Genomic DNA, 18530 nt, shown 5'->3' with positions numbered 1-18530 from the left:
GTTGGACGCCTCTTCAGCGGACGCGATCGTGGTCGGCGCCGGTCTGGCCGGGCTGGTCGCGACCCACGAGCTGGTGAAGGCCGGTCGCCGCGTGCTCGTGCTGGACCAGGAGAACCGCGCGAACCTGGGCGGCCAGGCGTTCTGGTCTCTGGGCGGGCTGCTGTTCGTGAACAGCCCCGAGCAGCGCCGGCTGGGGATAAAGGACTCCTACGAGCTGGCGTTGCGCGACTGGCTCGACTCGGCCGGCTTCGACCGCGAGGACGAGGACCTGTGGGCGCGCAAGTGGGCCGAGGCGTACGTTCGCTTCGCCACGTACGAGAAGCGCGACTACCTGCACGAGCTGGGCCTGCGCGTGACGCCGCTGGTCGGGTGGGCCGAGCGCGGCGGCGGCAAGGCGGGCGGGCACGGCAACTCCGTGCCGCGGTTCCACTTGACGTGGGGCACCGGGCCCGAGGTGGTGCGGGTGTTCGCCGAGCCGGTGCTGGCGGCGGAGCAGCGCGGCCAGGTGCGCTTCGCGTTCCGGCACCAGGTCGACGAGCTGGTGGAGACCGACGGCGTGGTCACGGGTGTGCGCGGGACCGTGCTGGAGCCGAGTGATCTGCCGCGGGGCAAGAAGTCTTCGCGGGTCGCCGCCGGTGAGTTCGAGCTGTCGGCGCCGGCGGTGCTGGTGAGCTCCGGCGGCATCGGCCACAACCACGAACTGGTGCGGCAGAACTGGCCCGTCGACCGGCTGGGCCCGGCGCCGGCGACGATGATCCCCGGCGTTCCGGCCCATGTGGACGGTCGCATGATCGGCATCAGCGAGGCCGTGGGCGCGCGCGTGGTGAACCGGGACCGCATGTGGCACTACGTGGAGGGCATCCACAACTGGGACCCGATCTGGCCGGACCACGCGATCCGGATCATCCCCGGGCCGTCGTCGATGTGGTTCGACGCCAACGGGGTGCGGCTGCCCGCGCCGAACTTCCCGGGGTTCGACACGCTGCAGACGCTGAAGGCCGTGCTCTCGACCGGTTACGACTACTCGTGGTTCGTGCTCACGCAGTCGATCCTCGAGAAGGAGTTCATGCTGTCGGGCTCCGAGCAGAACCCGGACATCACGGGGAAGAGCCTGAAGCAGACGTTGCTCAGCCGCGCCGCGAAGGGCGCGCCGGGGCCGGTGGACGCGTTTAAGCGCCGCGGCGTCGACTTCGTGGTCGCCGACGATCTGGCGACGCTCGTCAAGGGGATGAACAAGATCGCTCGCGGGCCGGCGCTGGACGTTTCCTTGCTGGAGCGCCAGATCGTGGCGCGGGACCTCGAGGTCGGGAACCGCTACTCGAAGGACCTGCAGCTGATGGCGGTGGCCAACGCGCGCAAGTTCGTCGGCGACCGCGTGGCGCGCGTGGCGAAGCCGCACCGGATCCTCGACCCGGCGCACGGGCCGTTGATCGCCGTGCGGCTGAACATCCTCACGCGCAAGACTTTGGGCGGCGTGCAGACGGACCTGGACTCGCGCGTGCTGCGGGCCGACGGCGCGCCGCTGCCCGGGCTGTACGCGGCGGGCGAGGTCGCGGGCTTCGGCGGCGGTGGCGTGCACGGCTACAACGCGCTGGAGGGCACGTTCCTCGGCGGCTGCATCTTCTCCGGCCGCGCCGCCGGGCGCGCCATAGCCCGGGCGGTGAAGTGACGCGGCGAACGACCGGCACGGTCCTCGACGTCGACGGGATCGCCCTGCACCTGCGCGAAGACGGCCCCGCCGACGCGCCGGCCGTGCTGCTCGTGCACGGCTTCAGCGGCTCGCTGCACTCCTTCGACCGCCTGGCGCCCCTGCTGGCCGACCGCTTCCGCGTGCTGCGTCCCGACCTGCGCGGCCACGGCTGCACGGGCGGCCACACGGGCCTCGACGCCGTCTCCCAGGCCACGACCCTGGCCGGCGCCCTGAAGCTGATCGGCGCCGGTCACGTGACGGCCGTCGGCCACTCCTTCGGCGCCGACGTGGTGCTGGCGCTGGCTTCGCTTTCGGGGGCCGTGACCCGGACCGTCCTCATCGGACAGGCGCCGGACTACAGCCACGCCACTTTCCCGCCGGGCAACGGTTTGCTCGCGGCGCCGTTCGCCGGCCGCTTGCTGCACCGTTTGGCTTCGTCGGCCCCTGTCGGTTTCGTGTTGCGCCCCACCCCATTGCGCCAGGCCCACGCCGACTTCTCCGCCACCAGCCCGGCCATGGCCCACGCCGTCCTCACCGAACGGCGCCGCCTCCTGGCAACCAACCCGCTCGACGCGCAGATCTCCGCGCTCGGCCTGCCCGCCCTCGCGATCCTCGGCCGCCGAGACCGTCTCTACGACCACACTTCCGCCGCCACCCGCTACCGCTCCGCCGGCGCCGACGTCACCTTCCTTGATTCCGGCCACACCCCGTTCGTCGACCAGCCGGCCGAAGTCGCCTCGCTGGTCGCCTCCTTCTCCCTCCGACCCTGACCCGGCCCCGCCGAGGGGGCGGAACCGCTGCAGCGGCTGCAAGGGAGACACGAAAACAGCCCCGCCGGGCTTTCGCCGGGCGGGGCTGTTTTCGGTGATCTACAAGGAAAAACTCAAGCCGGCGTAACCAGCCCGCCCACGGTCGCGGCAACGTCGGCCAGCGCGACCTGCTGCTGTTCCCGCGTGGCCAGGCTCCGGACGGTCACATTCCCACCGTCCCAGTCCTCCTGGCCCACGATCACCACGGCCGCGGCGCCGGCCTTGTCGGCGCGGGTGAGCTCCTTGCCGAGCTTGCGGTGCTCGATCGGGGTCGACGTGCGGAGGCCGGCGCGGCGCAGGGAGGTCGCGACCTGGCGAGCGGCGTCGGCGAGTTCCTCGGTGACCGGGATGACCATGACGTCCACCTCGGTGCGCGGGGCGGGCGTGAGGCCGTGGGTGTCGAGGAAGTCCATGAGCGTGACGTCGCCCATGCCGAAGCCGATGCCCGGGATGCGTTCCTTGGTGAAGAGCGAGGCGAGGTCGGCGTAGCGGCCGCCGCCGAAGAGGGCGCGGCGGTTCTTCGGCGAGGTGTCGAAGACCTCGAACACGGTGGACGTGTAGTAGGCCAGCCCGCGCACGATCATCGGCTCGAATTTCACCAGGCTCGCGGCCGAGCTGGACAGCACGCGCACCAGGTTCGACTGCTCCTTGACCTCCGCGGGCAGCTCGTCGAGCAGCGCGGCGCCGGAGCCGAGGGCCTCGGTGAGCTTCTCGAACTGCTTGTCCGTGAGCCCGATCTCCTCGGCGGACGAAGCGTGCTCCTCCGCCGACGTCTTCTCCCAGCGGTCCACCAAGCCGAACACGGCCGGCAGGTGCTCCGCGGAGACGCCCACGACGTCGGTGAGCGCCGACGTCAGCAGGTTCCGGTCGTTCACGCGCACGGCGAACATGTCCGAAGACGCACCCACCGACTCCATGAGGTCGTGGATGAGCTCGAACATCTCGATCTCGCAGTTCGCGCTCTCGGAACCGAAGATGTCCGCGTTGATCTGCCAGTGCTCCCGCACGCGGCCACGCTGCGGGCGCTCGTAGCGGAAGCAGTTCGGGTGGCTGTACCAGCGCACGGGGAACGACAGCGACTTCGCGTTGCCGGCGATCATCCGGGCCACCGACGGCGTCATCTCCGGGCGCAGCGCGAGGCGCTCGCCGCCCTTCGTCGTCAGCGTGTAGAGCTGCTGGTCGGCGATCTCCTGGCCCGACTTCCGCTCGTAGATCTCGGCGGGCTCCAGCACGGGAGCGTCGTAGCGGAGGAAGCCGTAGCGCTCCAGGACGTCGTAGAGATGGCCGAACACCTGCGTGCGAACGGACATTTCGGCGGGGACGAAGTCTCGGGTCCCCTTGACAGGCGCGGTCGACAGGTATTCAGGCACGTCATCAAGCTTAACGACCGCGCCCAGCCGTTAAAGGAAGGCCACCCCGTACGCCGTGATGAGCATGGCCGCGCCGAGCAGCACGGCTCCGGCGGTGGTGATCGACATGCCGACCCGCGTGCGCAGCATCGCCAGGAAGAACCCGCCCGACTGCGCGAGCACGCCGAACAGCAGCAGGAAGCACGCCACCCACCGCAGCGAATCCGACAGCCCGCTGCGGTCGAGCACCTGCAACGCCACCAGCGCGAGCACGAGCAGCACCCCGGCGTGCGCGTGGCCGGCGCGGAAGAAGCTCTTCTGCTGGTCGTTGAGCACCCCGCGCTTGAGTAGCCCCATCAGCGCGTAGCCGCCGTACATCACGGTGGGCAGCGACACGAGGGCGATGACGGTGAACAGCTGGACCGGTCCGTGCATGGCTTTCTCCTCCCAGAGCGTTCTGAAAGTAACCATAACACCGTTTTAAAACACTGTCACGATACGCGCTTCGCAACGCCCACCGGCGCGCCCGCTCGACGTCGGCGGCGGCGCAGCGGTGAGATTCGGTCGCCGTCCCGGCGAATAGGGTCGACCGATGACTTCACGGCCTTCCGGCGAGCAGTTCCTCCGGACCTTTCACGACCGTGACCCTGGCAAGCAGTCGGTGAGCATTCGCGAAGTCCTGACTCCGGACGGCCGCACGGCGTATGAGGCGTTCGCCGACCGCGTCGGCGACGCCGATCGGGTGCTCGACCTCGGGTGGGCGGACGGGGAGCTGCTGTCCGTGTTCGCCGATCGCGGAGCGCAGCGGTTGGCGGGGATCGATCTTTCGGTGAACGAGCTCGCGTTCGCACGCCGGCGGCCGGAGCTGCAGCACGCGGATCTTCGCGTAGGTCGGGCACAGGAGCTGCCCTGGGAAGACGAGTCGTTCGATGCGGTGGTGTCGCACATGGCGTTCATGCTGATGAGCGAGCCGGAGCAGGTTGCGGTGGAATCGGCGCGAGTGCTGATGCCCGGTGGGCGGTTCGCGATCGCGGCGGGAAGCGGTGGTGCCGAGGGAAGTGCTGCCCTCGAGGTGTTCCGGTCGCTCGCCCTGCCGCTCTTTCGGACTGCTCGCGGGCAAGGGTTGTTGCCGAGGTTCGGTGATCAGCGCAGTCGGACCAGGGAGGGGCTCGACGAGATCCTCGGGCCGGTGGGGTTCGCGCCGGTGACATGGGAGCGGATCACCATCCGGCACCGCAGTACCCCGCTGGCGGTGTGGCAGGACAACGCGGAGACGTTCTACGAGTTGTCCGTGGTGCCGAAGGATGAGGTGGCCGAGTTGCGGGAGAGGTTCCTGGCGGAGGTCGAACCGTTCGCGGTGGATGGCTTGGTGCCGTGGGCGATGGGGATCAACGTTGCTGCTACTCGGCTGGTGGGTGGTGGTGCGTAGTCGCGGACGGCTCGGGAACGAGATCGATCGCAGTTGCCGGGAGTGAGGTGGGAGGCGGCGCAGCCGGGTTCCGGGGCGCCGGCCGCTCGCGCTCAGGCCCTCGTGAACCTCAGAGTGAACGTCGCCCCGACGCCCGGAACCCCGGCCGCGGCGATGGTTCCGCCGTGGCCCGTCACGACTTCGTGCACCAGCGCCAAGCCGAGCCCGAACCGGCGGCCCTCACCCTGGCCGCCGTGGGCGAACCGCTCGAACAGCCGCTCCGCGTCCCGTTGCGCGAAGCCGACTCCGGTGTCGGCAACGCGAATCTCGACGTGCCGGTCGTCCGGGTTCTCCAGCGTCACCTCGATCGACCCGCCGGGCGGGGTGTGGCCGATCGCGTTGTCCAGCAACGCCGACAGCACCCGCCGCAACGCCGCCGGCACGCCCGGCACCACGTCGAGCAGTCCCGGCGAACGGCGCACCTCGATCCGCACGCGCCGGTCCCCCGCGCGCACGGCTTCGGCCTCCACCGCCTGCTCGGCCAGCAGACCGAGCTCCACCGGCTCCAGCAACGGCCGCTCGTTGCACGCCTGCGTCGACAGCAGCAGGTCCTCCACGACCTCACCCAGCTCGCGTGTGCCGGAGACCAGCAGGTCCAGGTCGTCCGAGGGCACCGGCGTCACCCGTGCCCGCCGCGCCAGCAGCTGCGCGCGCGTGTGCAGGCGGGTGAGCGGCGCGCGCAGCTCGTGCGACGCGTCGGCGACGAAGGTGCGCTGGCGCCGCAACGCCTCGCCCAGCGGCCGGATCGCGCGCGCGGCCAGGACGTAGCCGCTGAAGACGGAAACCAGCAGTACCACCAGTTCCGCGATCACCAGGCCCATCAGCAGCTGCTGCCGGTCGGCGGCCTGGTAGCGCTGGTCGACGAAGACCTGCCACACCTGGCCGCCGTGGTCGACGGCGCGGACCGTGAACGTCGAGCCGGCCAGTTCCTGTTCCGTGGTCACGGAACCGCCGGGCGGCACGGCGGGCGCGGACGGCGGCGCGAACGGCAACGCGGCGGGCACGTGCCCGGCCGGCGTCACCAGGAACACACAGCCCGGCGGCGTCGCCGACAGGCCCTGGGCCAGCGTGTAGTCGATCTGCCGGTCGACCTCCTCGCCCTGGCCGTGCACCAGCACCCAGTACGCGATGGCGCCGGCGGCAAGCACGACCAGTGTGATCACCACGGCGATCTGGCTCGCGATCGTCCGCCGCGCGCGCCGCAGCGCCCGCGTGTCGGGATCGACGATCACCGTCACATGGCCCCGATCTGGTAACCCAGGCCGTGGACGGTCTTCACCACCTCGCGACCCAGCTTGCGCCTCAGGTAGTACACGTAGGTGTCCACAATGGATTCCCCCGTCGAGTCGGCGAACACGTGGGTGCGCAGCGCCTCCCGCGGGTGGATGGCCTTCGGCCGCTGCGCGAGCGTGCGCAGCAGCTCGAACTCGCGCCCCGACAGAGTCACGCGCTCGCCGCGGGGCAGCACGACCTCGTGGCGCAGCAGGTCGAGCGCCGCGGTGCCGAGCGGCAGGCACTCGGCACCGTCGAGGTCCCGCCGGCACAACGCGCGCAGCCGGGCCAGCAGCTCGTCGGTCTCGAACGGTTTCACCAGGTAGTCGTCGGCGCCCGCGTCGAGACCGTGGACGCGGTCGGCCAGCTCACCCAGCGCCGAGAGCACCAGCACGCGCGCCGTCACGGCCCGGCGTCGCAGCCCGGCGAGCACCTCCAGCCCGTCCATCACCGGCAGCCGCCGGTCGAGGATGATCACGTCGTGGTGGCCGGTGAGGCCGCGGTGCAGGCCGCGCTGCCCGTCGTGGGCGAGCTCGACCTCGTAGCCCTCGTCGGTGAGCAGCTCGGACAGCATTCCGGCCAGTTCACGATCGTCCTCCACGAGGAGCACTCGGGCTGCGCTTCCTGCCTCTTCGTGCACGTGTTCATACTCGCAGTCAGCGCGCCGATTGAACCCTCAACTTTCGTAGGGAATCGATCATTTACCAGCCGGTTGGGCCGAAAGGAGGAACTCCGGCAGCTGATCGGAGGAGTACTTCTTCCGGTCCCGCCGGTCGAGCCAGCTCAGGACCGGCGCGGTCATGATCGTGGTCACCAGCGCCACCAGTACGAGCACCGTGAACAGCGCCGGCGACACGATGCCCGCCTGCAGCCCCACGTTCAGCGCGATCAGCTGCATCAGCCCCCGCGCGTTCACGAGCACCCCGATCCGCAACGCGACCGGCTGCGGTTCCCCGGCCAGCCGCGCCGCGCCCCACGACGCCCCGAGCTTCCCGACGATCGCCACCACCACGCACAGCAGCGCGAACAGCAGCAGGTTCGGGTCCGCGAGCAGCGCGAACCGCGTGTTCAGGCCGGAGTAGGTGAAGAACAGCGGCAGGAACACGATGTTGCCGACCGGCAGCAGCTTCGAGACCACGGCGTCGGCCGCTTCGCCGCGCGGGAACGCGATGCCGGTGACGAAGGCGCCGAACACCGCGTACAGCCCGATCTCGTCGGTGAACCACGCGGCGGCGAACAGGATCATCGCCGTGACGAGCAGCCGCTGGTCCACCGACATCCGCGAGCTGGTGAACATCTTCGCGAACACCCGCCGCGCCACGATCCACACGAACAGCGCGAACACCACGCCGCCGCCCAGCGCGAGCGCGATCGGCCCGGCCGAGCCCGCGTGCATGCCGACCACCACCGCCAGCAGGATCCACGCGAGCACGTCGTCGACCGCGCCGCACGCCAGCGCGAGCGAGCCGAAGCGCGTTTTCGTGAGGCCGCGTTCGGTGATGATCCGCGCGAGCATCGGGAACGCCGTGATCGCGATAGCGACCCCGACGAACGCCGCCGACACCACCGGCGAGACGCCCGGCTTGGTGATGCCGACCCAGCCCGTGCCCAGCACGGCGACGCCGATCCCCAGCACGAGCGGAATCCCCGTGCCGGCGCTCGACACGGCGGCCACCAGCTTCGAGGACTCCCGCACCGTTTTGGTGCGGAACTCGTAGCCCGCGCCGAACATGTAGAGCACGAGCCCGATCTGCCCGCCCAGGTACACGAGCGTGCGCACGGTGTCGGGGAACAGGTACGACTGGACGCCCGGCAGCAGGAGCCCGAGCAGCGACGGCCCGAGCAGCACCCCCGACACCATCTCGCCGACGACGGGCGGCTGCCCGAGCTTCACGGCGAGCATGGTCACGAGCCGCACCACCACCAGGATCACCACCGCCGCGAGGAAAAACGCGGGAGCCGCCTCTGACGCGGACATCATTCGCCTCCGTGGTTCGCGAAGTAGTTCACGCACAAACGCTTCTGCCGCGCGTCGAGCACCATGTAGGTGCCGAACACGAGCTGGGCGAGGCTGCGCCACACGTCTTCCCAGCGGTCGCGCACGGCGAGGTACGCCAGCGGGCCGCGGGTCGAGCGCGCCGAGCCGCGCGGGGTGAGGAACACCGGGCCGCGGTTGGGGATCGAGCGCGTGTGGGCCGCGCTCGACGCGACGGAGTAGCGGCGCAGGAACTCCCGCGTCACCACGCGCATCGTGATCGGCGCGAGCCCGCGGGCCGGGCACGCGCGGTTCTGCGCGACGCCGAAGGGCAGGAAGTTCACGTCCTTCTTGGCGGGCGCTTTGCTGGAACCTGCTGCGTGCGCCGGGCAACCGACCGGCGGCTCCCAGCGCGACGGGTCGAACTCGTCGGGCCGCTCGAAGCCCGCCGCGTGGTGGAAGTCGGGGTAGCTGAACAGGAGCACGGTGCCGGCGTCGATCGTCGTGTCGTCGAGCTCGATGTCGCCGGTGGTGATGCGGTGGGCGATGCCGAAGAGCGGGTAGGTGCGCAGGCCCTCGTCGATCACGCGGTCGAGGTACTCGTCGTCGTCCGGGTCGGCCGCCAGCCGCCGCTGCACGTCGGGGTGCTGCGCGATGATCATCAGCAGGTGCGCCATCGCCTCCGACATCTGCACCACGGCGGTGTTGAAGAACGTGCCCTGCAGGTAGAACACCTGCTCGTCGCGAGTGAGCCGGGTCGGCAGCGCGTGCGGGATGTCGCCGAGGCGACGCCGCAGGTACTTCGTGAGCTTCGCGCGGCGGCGCATGTTGCGGGGCCGCACGCACTTCAGCGCCGAGACGACGTCGTCGGCGTGGCCCACGATGAGGTCGCGGGCCTCGGGCGGGCACGGTTCGCCGAACACGAGCTCGTAGTACAGCTCGGCCCAGATCGGCATCATCTCGTCGCGCAGCCGGATCAGCCGCCCGTCGCCGATCTCCAGGCCGTCGAGCACGTGCTCGGTCACGCGGCGCGTGAGCTCTTCGGACTCCGCGCGCGTCTTCACGAGGATGTGGCGCGTGGTCTTGGCGACCTCGTCGTAGCGCGGCCCCGCCTCCAGGTGCTCCTGGTGGACCTCCGGGCCGGGCGCGAGCCAGTACCAGAACAGGTCCGACAGCGCCGCGCCCTTGCTGCGCCCGTTGGCCGCCGGGTCGGCGTACACGCGGCGGAAGTTCTTCACGCCCACGCGCTCGCCGGGGATCGGCAGGCCTTCGTCGCCGTTGACCAGCGCGAAGATCTTCACCCGCAACGCGACCACGCGGCCGGGTAGCCATTTCGGCAGCGAACCGACGAGCCCAGCCGCCAGCGCGGCCGTGAGCAGCCGCCTCATCGGATGAGGTCCGCGGTCAGGTCGCCGAGCGCGGCGGCCCCGCACAGCGCGAGCGTGTGGTCGGTCTCTTCCCGGAGGCGTTCCAGCACTTCCGTCACCCCTTCCTGACCCGCCGCGGCGAGGCCCCACACCACAGGCCGGCCGACGCCGACGGCGGTGGCGCCCAGCGCGAGCGCCTTCACCACGTCGGTGCCCCGCCGCACGCCGCCGTCGAGCACGAGCGGGATCGCGCCCGCCACGGCCTCGGCCAGCGCGGGCAGGGCGTCCACAGTAGACACGGCGGTGTCGAGCTGACGGCCGCCGTGGTTCGACACCACGAGCCCGTCGACGCCGGCACCGACCGCGAGGCGGGCGTCGTCCGGGTGCAGCACTCCCTTGAGCAGCACGGGAAGCGCCGTCGTGCGCTTGAGCCACGCCACGTGCTCCCACGTGAACTCGGCCGACATCTCGATGTCGCGCACGCGGCCCGAGCCGTCGCGCAGGTTCTCCACGACCAGCCCGGGCGGCAGGTCGTGGAAACCGTTGCGGTGATCGCGTTCACGCCGGCCGAACACCGGCGAGTCGACCGTGACCACGAACGCCCGCACGCCCGCGCGTTCGGCCCGGCGCACCACGGACTCCGTGAACTCCAGGTCCGGCTGCAGGTAGAGCTGGAACCACAGCGCCGGGTCGGCCGCGGCCTGGCGCGCGGCGTCGGCGATGTCCTCCACGGCCGTGGTCGCGGCCATGCTCACCACCAGCACCGTGCCGGCTTTCGCGACCGCCTTCGCCGTCGCGAGTTCGCCGTCGGGGTGCGCCAGCCGGTGGAACGCCGTCGGCGACACCAGCACCGGCATCGACAGCGGCGAGCCGACCAGCTCCGTCGCGAGGTCGCGCTTGGCCGCGCCCCGCAGCACGCGGGGCACGAGCACGCGCCGGGAGAACGCCTCTTCGTTGGCCCGCAGCGTCAGCTCGTCGCCGGCGGCACCCGCGTAGAAGTCGTAGTGCGCCGGGTCGAGCCGCTCGCGCGCCGCGGCTTCGAGTTCCGCGATCGTGCGCACGGGTCAGGCCAGCTGGTCGGTGAAGAACTTGGTGAGCGCGTCCACGTGCACAGGGCGGTCCCACTCGTTCTCGAGGTTCTCCGTCACGTGGTGGGTGGCCACGAGCTCGCCGCGCCGGTAGTGACGGACGATCGGGTGCAGGTAGTGGCCCTCGCCGTTGTCGTTGGCAACGTCCTGGCTCGCGCGCTTCACGGTGAAGTCGAACGGGTCGACCTTGTCGTGGTCCGGGCCGTAGTCGAGCGTGACGAGGAAGGCGTTTTCGGCGTCGTTGAGCGGAGTGTCGGCGAAGCGGGCCACCGGCATCTCTTCGAGGTAGCGCGCCTGGCCGCCCTCGACGACGAGGATGTCGGCGAGGAAACCGAACTGCTGGAACAACCCGGAGGTTCGGTTGATCCGCTTGAGCACTGCGTCGACCAGCTCGCCGGTCTCGGCCTTGAGCACGGTCTGCGGCCACTCGTTGTCGTGGTAGCGCTCGTCGAGCACCTTCGACAGCGCGCGCACGCCGTAGCGGAAGCCGTGGATGAACCCGCTGGTGGCCTTCTTGAAGTCGCGGGCCTGCGTGATCGTGCCGGCGAAGTACAGGCCGGGCACGTTCACCGACTCCCACGACGACGTCTGCGCCGGGAAGCGGTCGTTGATCGTGAGCTCGGGGCGGCAGTCCTCGTCGAACATCGAGGCGTCGAAGCGGAAGCCGGTGGCGGCGATCACGCGGTCGTAGCGGATCTCCTTCACGACCTCGTCGGCGCGGGCGAAGGCGAACTTCACGTGGTAGCCGTCTTCGTCCTTGCGGATCTCCCGCACGTCGCCGTCGAGGATCGCGTGCTGCAACTTGAGCTGGTACATGTCGAGCACGCCGGCGTTGAACGCGCGCAGGTGGCCGACGAAGTGCGTGCGCCAGGCGAGCTTCACCGGCCGCGGACCGGCGACGTGCAGCACGGCCGCGTACGCGTTGATGCTGTCGGCGGTCTCGAAGGCTGAGTTGGCCTTGCCCAGGATGAGCACGCGCTCGTTGGTGAACTGCACGGGGTCGGTGTCGAAGTCGGCGTACTGGTCCACGAGCTCCATGCCCGGAACGTCGGGGATGTACGGCTTCGTCACACCGGTCGCCATGATCAGGCGCTGGGTGGTGTAGGTATTCCCGTCGCCGTCGGTGATCGTAAAGAGAGCGCTTTCCTGGTCACGACTGATCCGCGTCACCCGGGTGTCGTAGCGGATGGCGACTTTGTGCTTCGCCGCGTAGTCGGCGTTGTAGCGCACGAAGGTCTCGGCCGGCGGGAAGAGCTCGGCGCTGTAGTCGGTGAACAACAGGGGGTCGGGACCGTCGTCGAGAAGCGAATTCCAGTCGACGCGCAGGTTGAGCTCCGGGTCGGTCCAGCCGGTGTGCTTCTTGTTGATCGAGATCAGCGTGCGGTGACGCGGGAACCTCGTGAAGAACGTGGCCGGCGTGGGGCCGGCTTCGAGCAAGAGGTAGCGGTGACCCGCCTGTTCGAGCTGCCGGCCGAGCTGCAGGCCCGCGGGCCCCGCGCCGACCACCAGATAGTCCAGAACGTCGTCCACCACACCGGCCTCCAGGCTCGATCTTCATCGTCTGACGGCCGACAGCCTGAACCCGAGATCTCAGAAAAGGCTCAGAGATCCCGATCAGTGGGTGGGCGAAAATCCGTGAAGGGCACCTTGCGGGATTCAACGTCCCTCAAGGTGCCCTTCACGGTCAGGTGGCTCAGCGTGACAGGAGCTTCATCGCCGTCTCGGAGTAGCGCGTGCCGGCCACTTCGGCGGCGGGCACGGCGGTCTCGATCGCCCGGATGTCCTCTTCGGACAGTTCGAGCGCGACGGCGCCGACGTTCTCTTCGAGGTACTTGCGCCGCTTCGTGCCCGGGATCGGCACCACGTCGTCGCCTTGGGCCTGCACCCACGCGAGCGCGAGCTGCCCCGCGGTCACGCCCTTCCGCTCGGCCAGTGCGCGCAGCGCTTCGACCATCGCGAGGTTCTTCTCGAGGTTGCCCTCGGCGAAGCGCGGCTGCGTCTGGCGGCGGAAGTCGTCGTCACCGAAGTCGGCGGCCGAGGTGAACTTGCCGGTCAGGAACCCGCGGCCGAGCGGCGAGTACGGCACGAGGCCGATCCCGAGCTCCCGGCACGCCGGCACCACGGCGTCCTCGATGTCGCGCGACCACAGCGACCATTCCGTCTGCACGGCCGAGATCGGGTGCACGGCGTGGGCGCGGCGGATCGTCTCGGCGCCGGCCTCGGACAGGCCCAGGTGGCGCACCTTGCCCTGCCGCACCAGCTCGGCCATGGCCCCGACCGTCTCCTCGATGGGCACGCTCGGGTCCACGCGGTGCTGGTAGTAGAGGTCGATGTGGTCGATTCCCAAGCGCCGCAACGAGTTCTCGACCGCCTCGCGCACGTACGCCGCGTCGCCGCGGACCCCGCGCTTGCTCGGGTCGTTCGCGTCGCGCACGAAGCCGAATTTCGTGGCCAGCACCACCTGGTCGCGCCGGTCGGCGATCGCGCGGCCGACGAGCTCTTCGTTGTCCCCCATGCCGTACATGTCGGCGGTGTCGAGCAGGGTCACGCCCAGTTCGAGCGCGCGGTGGATGGTGGCGATCGACTCGGTGTCGTCACCCTCGCCGTAGAACTCGCTCATCCCCATGCAGCCGAGGCCCTGCGCGCTCACTTCGAGCGTACCGAGGCGGCGGGCAGGCAGCGTCGATCCAGCCATGTTTTCTCCTGGAGTTCGGTCTGTGAAGGGCCCCGGAAGTCCCTGGGGCCCTTCACTGAAAGTGGTCTACTTGCCGGCCGCGCGCGCGAGCCGCTCGGGGTAACGAGCCCCGGCCACGGCGTCGGCCGGAGCCGCCTGCTCGATCGCCGCGAGGTCCTCTTCGGACAGTTCCAGCTGCGCCGCGGCGACGTTCTCTTCGAGGTACTTGCGCCGCTTCGTGCCCGGAATCGGTACCACGTCGGCGCCTTGCGCCTGCACCCACGCGAGCGCGAGCTGCCCGGCGGTCACGCCCTTCGCCTCGGCCAGCGCGCGCAAAGCGTCCACGATGGCCATGTTCCGCTCGAAGTTGCCGTCGGCGAAGCGCGGCATCCCGCGGCGCATGTCGTCCTCGGGCAGGTCCTTCACCGACGTCACGGCGCCGGTCAGGAAACCGCGGCCCAGCGGCGAGAACGGCACCACACCGATGCCCAGCTCACGGCAGGTCGCGAGGATCTCGTCCTCGATGCCGCGCGTCCACAGCGACCACTCGCTCTGCAGCGCCGTGACCGGGTGCACCGCGTGGGCGCGGCGGATCGTGGCGGCGTTTGCCTCGGAAATCCCGGCGTAGCGGATCTTTCCGGCAGCCACGAGCTCGGCCAGCGCGCCCCACGTCTCCTCGACGGGCGTATCCGGGTCCACGCGGTGCTGGTAGTAGAGGTCGATGTGGTCGACACCCAGGCGCTGCAGCGACTCGTCGCAGCACTGCTTCACGTACGCGGCGTCGCCGCGCGCGCTCATGCCGCCGTCCTTCCACACGATGCCGAACTTGGTGGCCAGCACCACCTGATCGCGCCGGTCCGCGATCGCGCGGCCGACCAGCTTCTCGTTCTCCCCCGCCCCGTACACGTTGGCCGTGTCCAGCAGCGTCACACCCAGCTCCAGCGCGCGGTGCACGGTGGCGATCGACTCGCTGTCGTCGTCGCGCACGCCGTAGGCCTGGCTCATCCCCATGCAGCCCAGACCCTGGGCGCTTACTTCCAGCTCACCGAGTTTCCTCGTAGCGATCACGCGGAGATCTCCTCCATGGCGGACACGTGGCCGAGGACCTTGCGTTCCACCTGGTCGTAGTTGCTGATCTTGTAATCCAGAATGTCCAGGCACCCCTGGAGCTCGGCGATCCGGTCGGCTACCGACTGGCGCTGCTCCACGAGGATCGCCTTGCGGCGCCCGGCGCTCGCGACGCCGTGGCGCCGCAGTGACGCGTACTCGCGCATGCTCTTGATGGGCATGCCGGTGAGCCGCAGCTTGGTGAGGAACCCGAGCCAGTTCAGATCGTCGTCCGAATACGCGCGTCGGCCCGCCGCGTCGCGGGCCGGCGGGTCCAGGAGCTTGATCCGCTCGTAGTACCGAAGGGTGTCGATCGACAGGCCGCTACGTCGTGCGGCTTCCGCTATCGAGTAGCTCATACGCTCGACAGTACGACCTGGAGTGCGCTCCAGGTCAAATCCCGACCGGGTGGGGTGATGCCCGGATTGCGCAGGTCAACCGGTCAACCCCCGTGAAATGCGCGCCGGGCCGCCCTCTCACGCCCATCCGTCGACACCCCGGACCGACCACATCACCCGACTGACGGTCGCGTACCGTAACACCGTTGCGTTACCCTGAGCGCATGCCCCGTCCCCGTACGCACGACGAAGCCCTCCGGCTGAAGCTGCTGGACCGGGCCGGCGAGCTGATCTCCGCCGACGGCCCGAAGGCCCTGTCCCTGCGCAAGCTGGCCGCCGACGCCGGGACCTCGACCACGGCCGTGTACTCACTGTTCGGCAGTAAGCCGGACCTGGTCAACGCGCTGTACGTCGAGGGCTTCCGCCGCTTCGGCGAGCGACTGAACGCCGTGGAGCGGACCGACGACGCCGTCGCGGATCTGGTGCGCCTCGGCGTCGCCTACCGCGCCAGCGCGCAGGCCGATCCGCACCTGTACGCGATCATGTTCACGCGCTCCGTGCCCGGCTTCGAGCCCAATGCCGAGGCCGACCGCCTCGCCCGCACCACCCTCGAACCGCTCGAGGACACCATCCGGCGCGGGATCGCGTCGGGGCAGTTCGCGGACGTGGCGCCCGAGGTGATCATCGTCAGCTCGTGGGGACTCGTGCACGGGCTGGTGTCACTGGAGCTGTCGGGGAACCTGCCGCCGGAGTTCAGCGTGAGCGGCGCGTACGAGGAAGCCTTGCGCGCCAACGCTTCTGGCTGGCTCAAGGGACCGAACCCGGCGTGAACGCCACGGCGGGCGATGATCACCGCCACCGTCAGGTCAGCTTGAGCTGGGCTTCGATCACCACGTTGCCCGCGGCGTCGTAGGCCTTCACCTTCGTCCCTGGGTCCGTATCCGGGTAGTTGTCGGCGTCGGTGTGCCAAAGCGCGAAGGTGCCGTGCGACAGCACCGCGTCCTGCGGCTGCCGGCCCGGGTAAGTGACCGAAACCCGCGTCACGTTCGGCGGTACACCGCCGGCGAACACCTGCCGCTCGGGCTCACCCGTTTCCTTCACCGGCGCCAGCACCGAGCTCAGCGCCCCGAAACCGGAGATCGGCTTCAGCTCACCCTGCCCGCCGGCGGGGTCGACCGCGTAGTAGGTGTCCCCCGCCCTCCCCGGATAGGGGCGCGCCGAGCAGGTGATCACGTGCTGCCCGAGCCGCGCGACAACGAACCTGCGGTTGTTCCAGCTGAGGTAGGCGCCCGCCACGTAGGCGTCGCGGTCCGGCACCTGCCGCTGGGAACCGGCCAGGCACTCGCCGAGGAACTTGCCCGCTTCCGACGTCCGCTCCGCCGGTGCCGGGAGATCGACCGTCGTCACCAACGGCGCGGGGGCCACCGGCACGACAGCGGACGCGTCCACCGGCCTGAGGGGCAGCACCGGTCCGAGGGCGACCGGCACGGTCGGCGCAGAGTCGGTGAACACCGCGAACTGGTGGGACCTCGACGAAACCGTCGAGACAGGAGGGCCGCCGAGCAGCGGGTTGGACCCCGGCGCAACTGCCTGCACGCTCTGCCATGACGGGTCCGCCAGCCCCGCGACCAGGCCGTCGACCGTGCGCAGGAGCACCTTCGTATTCGTGCCGGGCACCAGCACCGGCTTCGCCCCCGGGTCCGAGACGGTCACCGACGTCGCCGTCGCCTCGCAGAACACCGGCTTGTCCCCGATCGTCGCGGCGATCACGATGGCGGCGCCGTGGCCGGCGATCAACTCGATGTTCCAGCCCCGCGGATCGGTGATGGCGGAGCTGTAGGGCTTCGCCGCGTTCCAGCAACGGTCGAGCACCGCCTGCGCGGCGTCACTCCTCTTATTCGGCGCGGCGGGCGTCACCGGTCCGTTCGCGCCGTCGCGCAGTACGCCGGTCGCGAACACCGCACCGGCGGCGAGCACCACGACGGCCGCCGCCGCGAGCCACATCGGACGGCGGCGCGAGGGCCGGCTCTCGTCGGCGAGCCCGGCGCGGATCCGCAGCCGCATGCGGTCGCGCACCTCGGGCGGCAGTTCGCGGCGCGGGGGGAGGTTGTCGATCATTTGTCCTCCAGAAGGGCACGCAAATGGGCTCGCGCCCGGGACAGGTGCGAGCGGACGGTGACCTCCGCGACTTCGAGCAGCGCCGCCACGTCGGCGGTCGGCACGTCGCCCAGCAGGCACAACTCCACGACCTGGCGCTGCGCCTTGGACAATCCGGCGACGGCGTCGAGGATCGCCTTCAGGCGTTCCTCACCGTCGAGCTGGGCCACGACGGCCTCGGCATGATCCGAAACCACCTGCGGTTCCGGGATCCGGCTCAGCAGCCGCAGCCGCCGGCGCGCTCCGCGGCGCTCCGTGCGCGCGAGATTGCCCGCGACGGTGTACAGCCACGGCAGCGCGCTGTCCCTGATCAGCTTCAGCTCGGCGCGCTTGCGCCAAGCGATCAGGAACGTGTTCGACGTCAGATCCTCGGCCACCGCCCACGACCCGGTCAGCCGGTAGGCGTGGTTCCACACCGCCTGCGCGTGGCGTTCGAACAGCTCGCCGAACGCCCTCTCGTCCCCGCCTGCCGCGCGCCCGAAGAGCTCGGCGTCCACGGTTGCCCCTTGGATGGTCACACCCGGGAAGTGGCCGGGAACCTCCGAAGTGTTGTGGGTGTTGTGCTGGTGGTTCAGACCGCTTCTTCAGACGGCTTGTTAGACGGCTTGGTTCAGACCGCGCCGTACTGGCGGTCTCCCGCGTCGCCGAGCCCGGGGACGATGAAGCCGGAGTCGTTGAGCCGCTCGTCGATGCTCGCGGTGACCACACGCACCGGCAGGCCGGTCTTCTCCAGGTGCGCCAGACCTTCGGGAGCGGCCAGGGCGCAAATAGCGGTCACGTCCGTCGCACCCCGGTCCGTCAGCAGCCGGATGGTGTACTCCATCGACCCGCCCGTTGCGAGCATCGGGTCGAGCACCATCACGGGCCGGTCGGCCAGCGACTCCGGCAGCGATTCCAGGTACGGCGTCGGCTTGAGGGTCTCCTCGTCGCGCGCGAGCCCGACGAACCCCATCTGCGCGTCGGGGATCATCTTGTGCGCCTCATCGGCCATGCCCAAGCCGGCGCGCAGCACGGGGACCAGCAGCGGCGGGCTGGCCAGCCGGTAGGCCTCCGTGCGCGCGACGGGCGTGTGGATCCGCTCGGTGCGCACCGGCACGTCGCGGGTGGCTTCGTACACGAGCATCACGGTCAGCTCGTGCAGCGCGGCCCGGAACGCCGCGCTGTCCGTCCGCGCGTCACGCATCGTGGACAGGCGGGCCTTGGCCAGCGGGTGATCGACGACGTGCACATCCATGC

The 18530-nt window shown here is 70.3% G+C and carries 18 protein-coding genes; 4 read left to right on the top strand and 14 right to left on the bottom strand.

The window, feature by feature from the left end:
* Nucleotide 1 precedes the first annotated feature (1 nt).
* Nucleotides 2-1669 (top strand): FAD-binding dehydrogenase, encoded by a 1668-nt coding sequence (locus tag ABZU76_RS18755; RefSeq protein WP_354870958.1) that lies wholly within the window; start codon nt 2-4, stop codon nt 1667-1669.
* Entirely contained in the window at nt 1666-2460 is a 795-nt protein-coding gene (locus ABZU76_RS18750) for an alpha/beta hydrolase (RefSeq protein ID WP_354870956.1), read from the top strand. Before ABZU76_RS18755 ends, ABZU76_RS18750 begins: the two co-directional genes overlap by 4 nt.
* A gap of 113 nt (nt 2461-2573) precedes the next feature.
* Here the strand turns inward: ABZU76_RS18750 and hisS are convergent, their stop codons facing one another.
* The gene (gene hisS, locus ABZU76_RS18745; RefSeq protein WP_354870954.1) at nt 2574-3869 is read right to left on the bottom strand and encodes a histidine--tRNA ligase; all 1296 of its coding nucleotides are present in this window, start codon (nt 3867-3869) and stop codon (nt 2574-2576) included.
* Between the two features lie 30 nt (nt 3870-3899).
* Nucleotides 3900-4283 (bottom strand): hypothetical protein, encoded by a 384-nt coding sequence (locus tag ABZU76_RS18740; protein WP_354870952.1) that lies wholly within the window; start codon nt 4281-4283, stop codon nt 3900-3902.
* A 157-nt stretch (nt 4284-4440) separates the two neighbouring features.
* Here ABZU76_RS18740 and ABZU76_RS18735 point away from each other — a divergent pair, with 157 nt between their 5' ends.
* On the top strand, nt 4441-5277 hold the full coding sequence (locus tag ABZU76_RS18735) for a class I SAM-dependent methyltransferase (protein ID WP_354870950.1): 837 nt from the start codon (nt 4441-4443) through the stop codon (nt 5275-5277).
* 92 nt (nt 5278-5369) lie between these two features.
* Here ABZU76_RS18735 and ABZU76_RS18730 read toward each other — a convergent pair whose 3' ends face one another.
* From ABZU76_RS18730 to ABZU76_RS18690, 9 genes are all read right to left on the bottom strand, one after another.
* Nucleotides 5370-6548 (bottom strand): HAMP domain-containing sensor histidine kinase, encoded by a 1179-nt coding sequence (locus ABZU76_RS18730; protein WP_354870948.1) that lies wholly within the window; start codon nt 6546-6548, stop codon nt 5370-5372.
* Nucleotides 6549-6550: 2 nt separating this feature from the next.
* Nucleotides 6551-7198 carry a response regulator transcription factor gene (locus tag ABZU76_RS18725; RefSeq protein ID WP_220246266.1) on the bottom strand — a complete coding sequence of 216 codons (648 nt, stop codon included), beginning with the start codon at nt 7196-7198 and terminating at the stop codon, nt 6551-6553.
* 87 nt (nt 7199-7285) lie between these two features.
* Nucleotides 7286-8566: a cation:proton antiporter gene (locus ABZU76_RS18720; protein ID WP_354870946.1), complete on the bottom strand. Its 1281-nt coding sequence runs from the start codon at nt 8564-8566 to the stop codon at nt 7286-7288.
* Nucleotides 8566-9951, bottom strand: a complete 1386-nt coding sequence (locus tag ABZU76_RS18715; RefSeq protein ID WP_354870944.1) for a cytochrome P450 — start codon at nt 9949-9951, stop codon at nt 8566-8568. The genes ABZU76_RS18720 and ABZU76_RS18715 overlap by 1 nt, the downstream gene beginning before the upstream one ends.
* Nucleotides 9948-10991 carry an alpha-hydroxy acid oxidase gene (locus ABZU76_RS18710; RefSeq protein ID WP_354870941.1) on the bottom strand — a complete coding sequence of 348 codons (1044 nt, stop codon included), beginning with the start codon at nt 10989-10991 and terminating at the stop codon, nt 9948-9950. The genes ABZU76_RS18715 and ABZU76_RS18710 overlap by 4 nt, the downstream gene beginning before the upstream one ends.
* Before the next feature lie 3 nt (nt 10992-10994).
* Nucleotides 10995-12548, bottom strand: a complete 1554-nt coding sequence (locus tag ABZU76_RS18705) for an NAD(P)-binding domain-containing protein (RefSeq protein ID WP_354870938.1) — start codon at nt 12546-12548, stop codon at nt 10995-10997.
* 163 nt (nt 12549-12711) lie between these two features.
* On the bottom strand, nt 12712-13713 hold the full coding sequence (locus ABZU76_RS18700) for an aldo/keto reductase (RefSeq protein ID WP_354870936.1): 1002 nt from the start codon (nt 13711-13713) through the stop codon (nt 12712-12714).
* 66 nt (nt 13714-13779) lie between these two features.
* Nucleotides 13780-14760 carry an aldo/keto reductase gene (locus tag ABZU76_RS18695; protein ID WP_354870934.1) on the bottom strand — a complete coding sequence of 327 codons (981 nt, stop codon included), beginning with the start codon at nt 14758-14760 and terminating at the stop codon, nt 13780-13782.
* Complete coding sequence (locus tag ABZU76_RS18690) at nt 14757-15158, bottom strand: MerR family transcriptional regulator (protein ID WP_220246259.1); 402 nt, start codon at nt 15156-15158, stop codon at nt 14757-14759. The genes ABZU76_RS18695 and ABZU76_RS18690 overlap by 4 nt, the downstream gene beginning before the upstream one ends.
* 203 nt (nt 15159-15361) lie before the next feature.
* On the opposite strand from ABZU76_RS18690, the gene ABZU76_RS18685 reads away from it, so the two are divergent.
* Entirely contained in the window at nt 15362-15967 is a 606-nt protein-coding gene (locus ABZU76_RS18685; RefSeq protein ID WP_220246258.1) for a TetR/AcrR family transcriptional regulator, read from the top strand.
* A gap of 31 nt (nt 15968-15998) precedes the next feature.
* Here ABZU76_RS18685 and ABZU76_RS18680 read toward each other — a convergent pair whose 3' ends face one another.
* From ABZU76_RS18680 to upp, 3 genes are all read right to left on the bottom strand, one after another.
* Complete coding sequence (locus ABZU76_RS18680) at nt 15999-17255, bottom strand: hypothetical protein (protein ID WP_354870930.1); 1257 nt, start codon at nt 17253-17255, stop codon at nt 15999-16001.
* Entirely contained in the window at nt 17252-17791 is a 540-nt protein-coding gene (locus ABZU76_RS18675; RefSeq protein WP_354870928.1) for an RNA polymerase sigma factor, read from the bottom strand. The genes ABZU76_RS18680 and ABZU76_RS18675 overlap by 4 nt, the downstream gene beginning before the upstream one ends.
* A gap of 113 nt (nt 17792-17904) precedes the next feature.
* A complete protein-coding gene (upp, locus tag ABZU76_RS18670) occupies nt 17905-18528 on the bottom strand; it encodes a uracil phosphoribosyltransferase (RefSeq protein ID WP_220246256.1) in 624 nt (207 codons plus the stop codon).
* Nucleotides 18529-18530 lie beyond the last annotated feature (2 nt).

It is taken from the genome of Amycolatopsis sp. NPDC005232 (assembly GCF_040607795.1).
In the GTDB taxonomy this organism is placed as follows: domain Bacteria; phylum Actinomycetota; class Actinomycetes; order Mycobacteriales; family Pseudonocardiaceae; genus Amycolatopsis.
This window is presented reverse-complemented; position numbering and strand designations above follow the sequence as displayed.

Coding starts and splice junctions, on each gene's coding strand:
- ABZU76_RS18735 (WP_354870950.1), top strand. CDS start 4,441: ATGACTTCACGGCCTTCCGGCGAGCAGTTCCTCCGGACCTTTCACGAC.
- ABZU76_RS18715 (WP_354870944.1), bottom strand. CDS start 9,951: ATGAGGCGGCTGCTCACGGCCGCGCTGGCGGCTGGGCTCGTCGGTTCG.
- ABZU76_RS18680 (WP_354870930.1), bottom strand. CDS start 17,255: ATGATCGACAACCTCCCCCCGCGCCGCGAACTGCCGCCCGAGGTGCGC.
- upp (WP_220246256.1), bottom strand. CDS start 18,528: ATGGATGTGCACGTCGTCGATCACCCGCTGGCCAAGGCCCGCCTGTCC.
- ABZU76_RS18740 (WP_354870952.1), bottom strand. CDS start 4,283: ATGCACGGACCGGTCCAGCTGTTCACCGTCATCGCCCTCGTGTCGCTG.
- ABZU76_RS18690 (WP_220246259.1), bottom strand. CDS start 15,158: ATGAGCTACTCGATAGCGGAAGCCGCACGACGTAGCGGCCTGTCGATC.
- ABZU76_RS18685 (WP_220246258.1), top strand. CDS start 15,362: ATGCCCCGTCCCCGTACGCACGACGAAGCCCTCCGGCTGAAGCTGCTG.
- ABZU76_RS18700 (WP_354870936.1), bottom strand. CDS start 13,713: ATGGCTGGATCGACGCTGCCTGCCCGCCGCCTCGGTACGCTCGAAGTG.
- ABZU76_RS18720 (WP_354870946.1), bottom strand. CDS start 8,566: ATGTCCGCGTCAGAGGCGGCTCCCGCGTTTTTCCTCGCGGCGGTGGTG.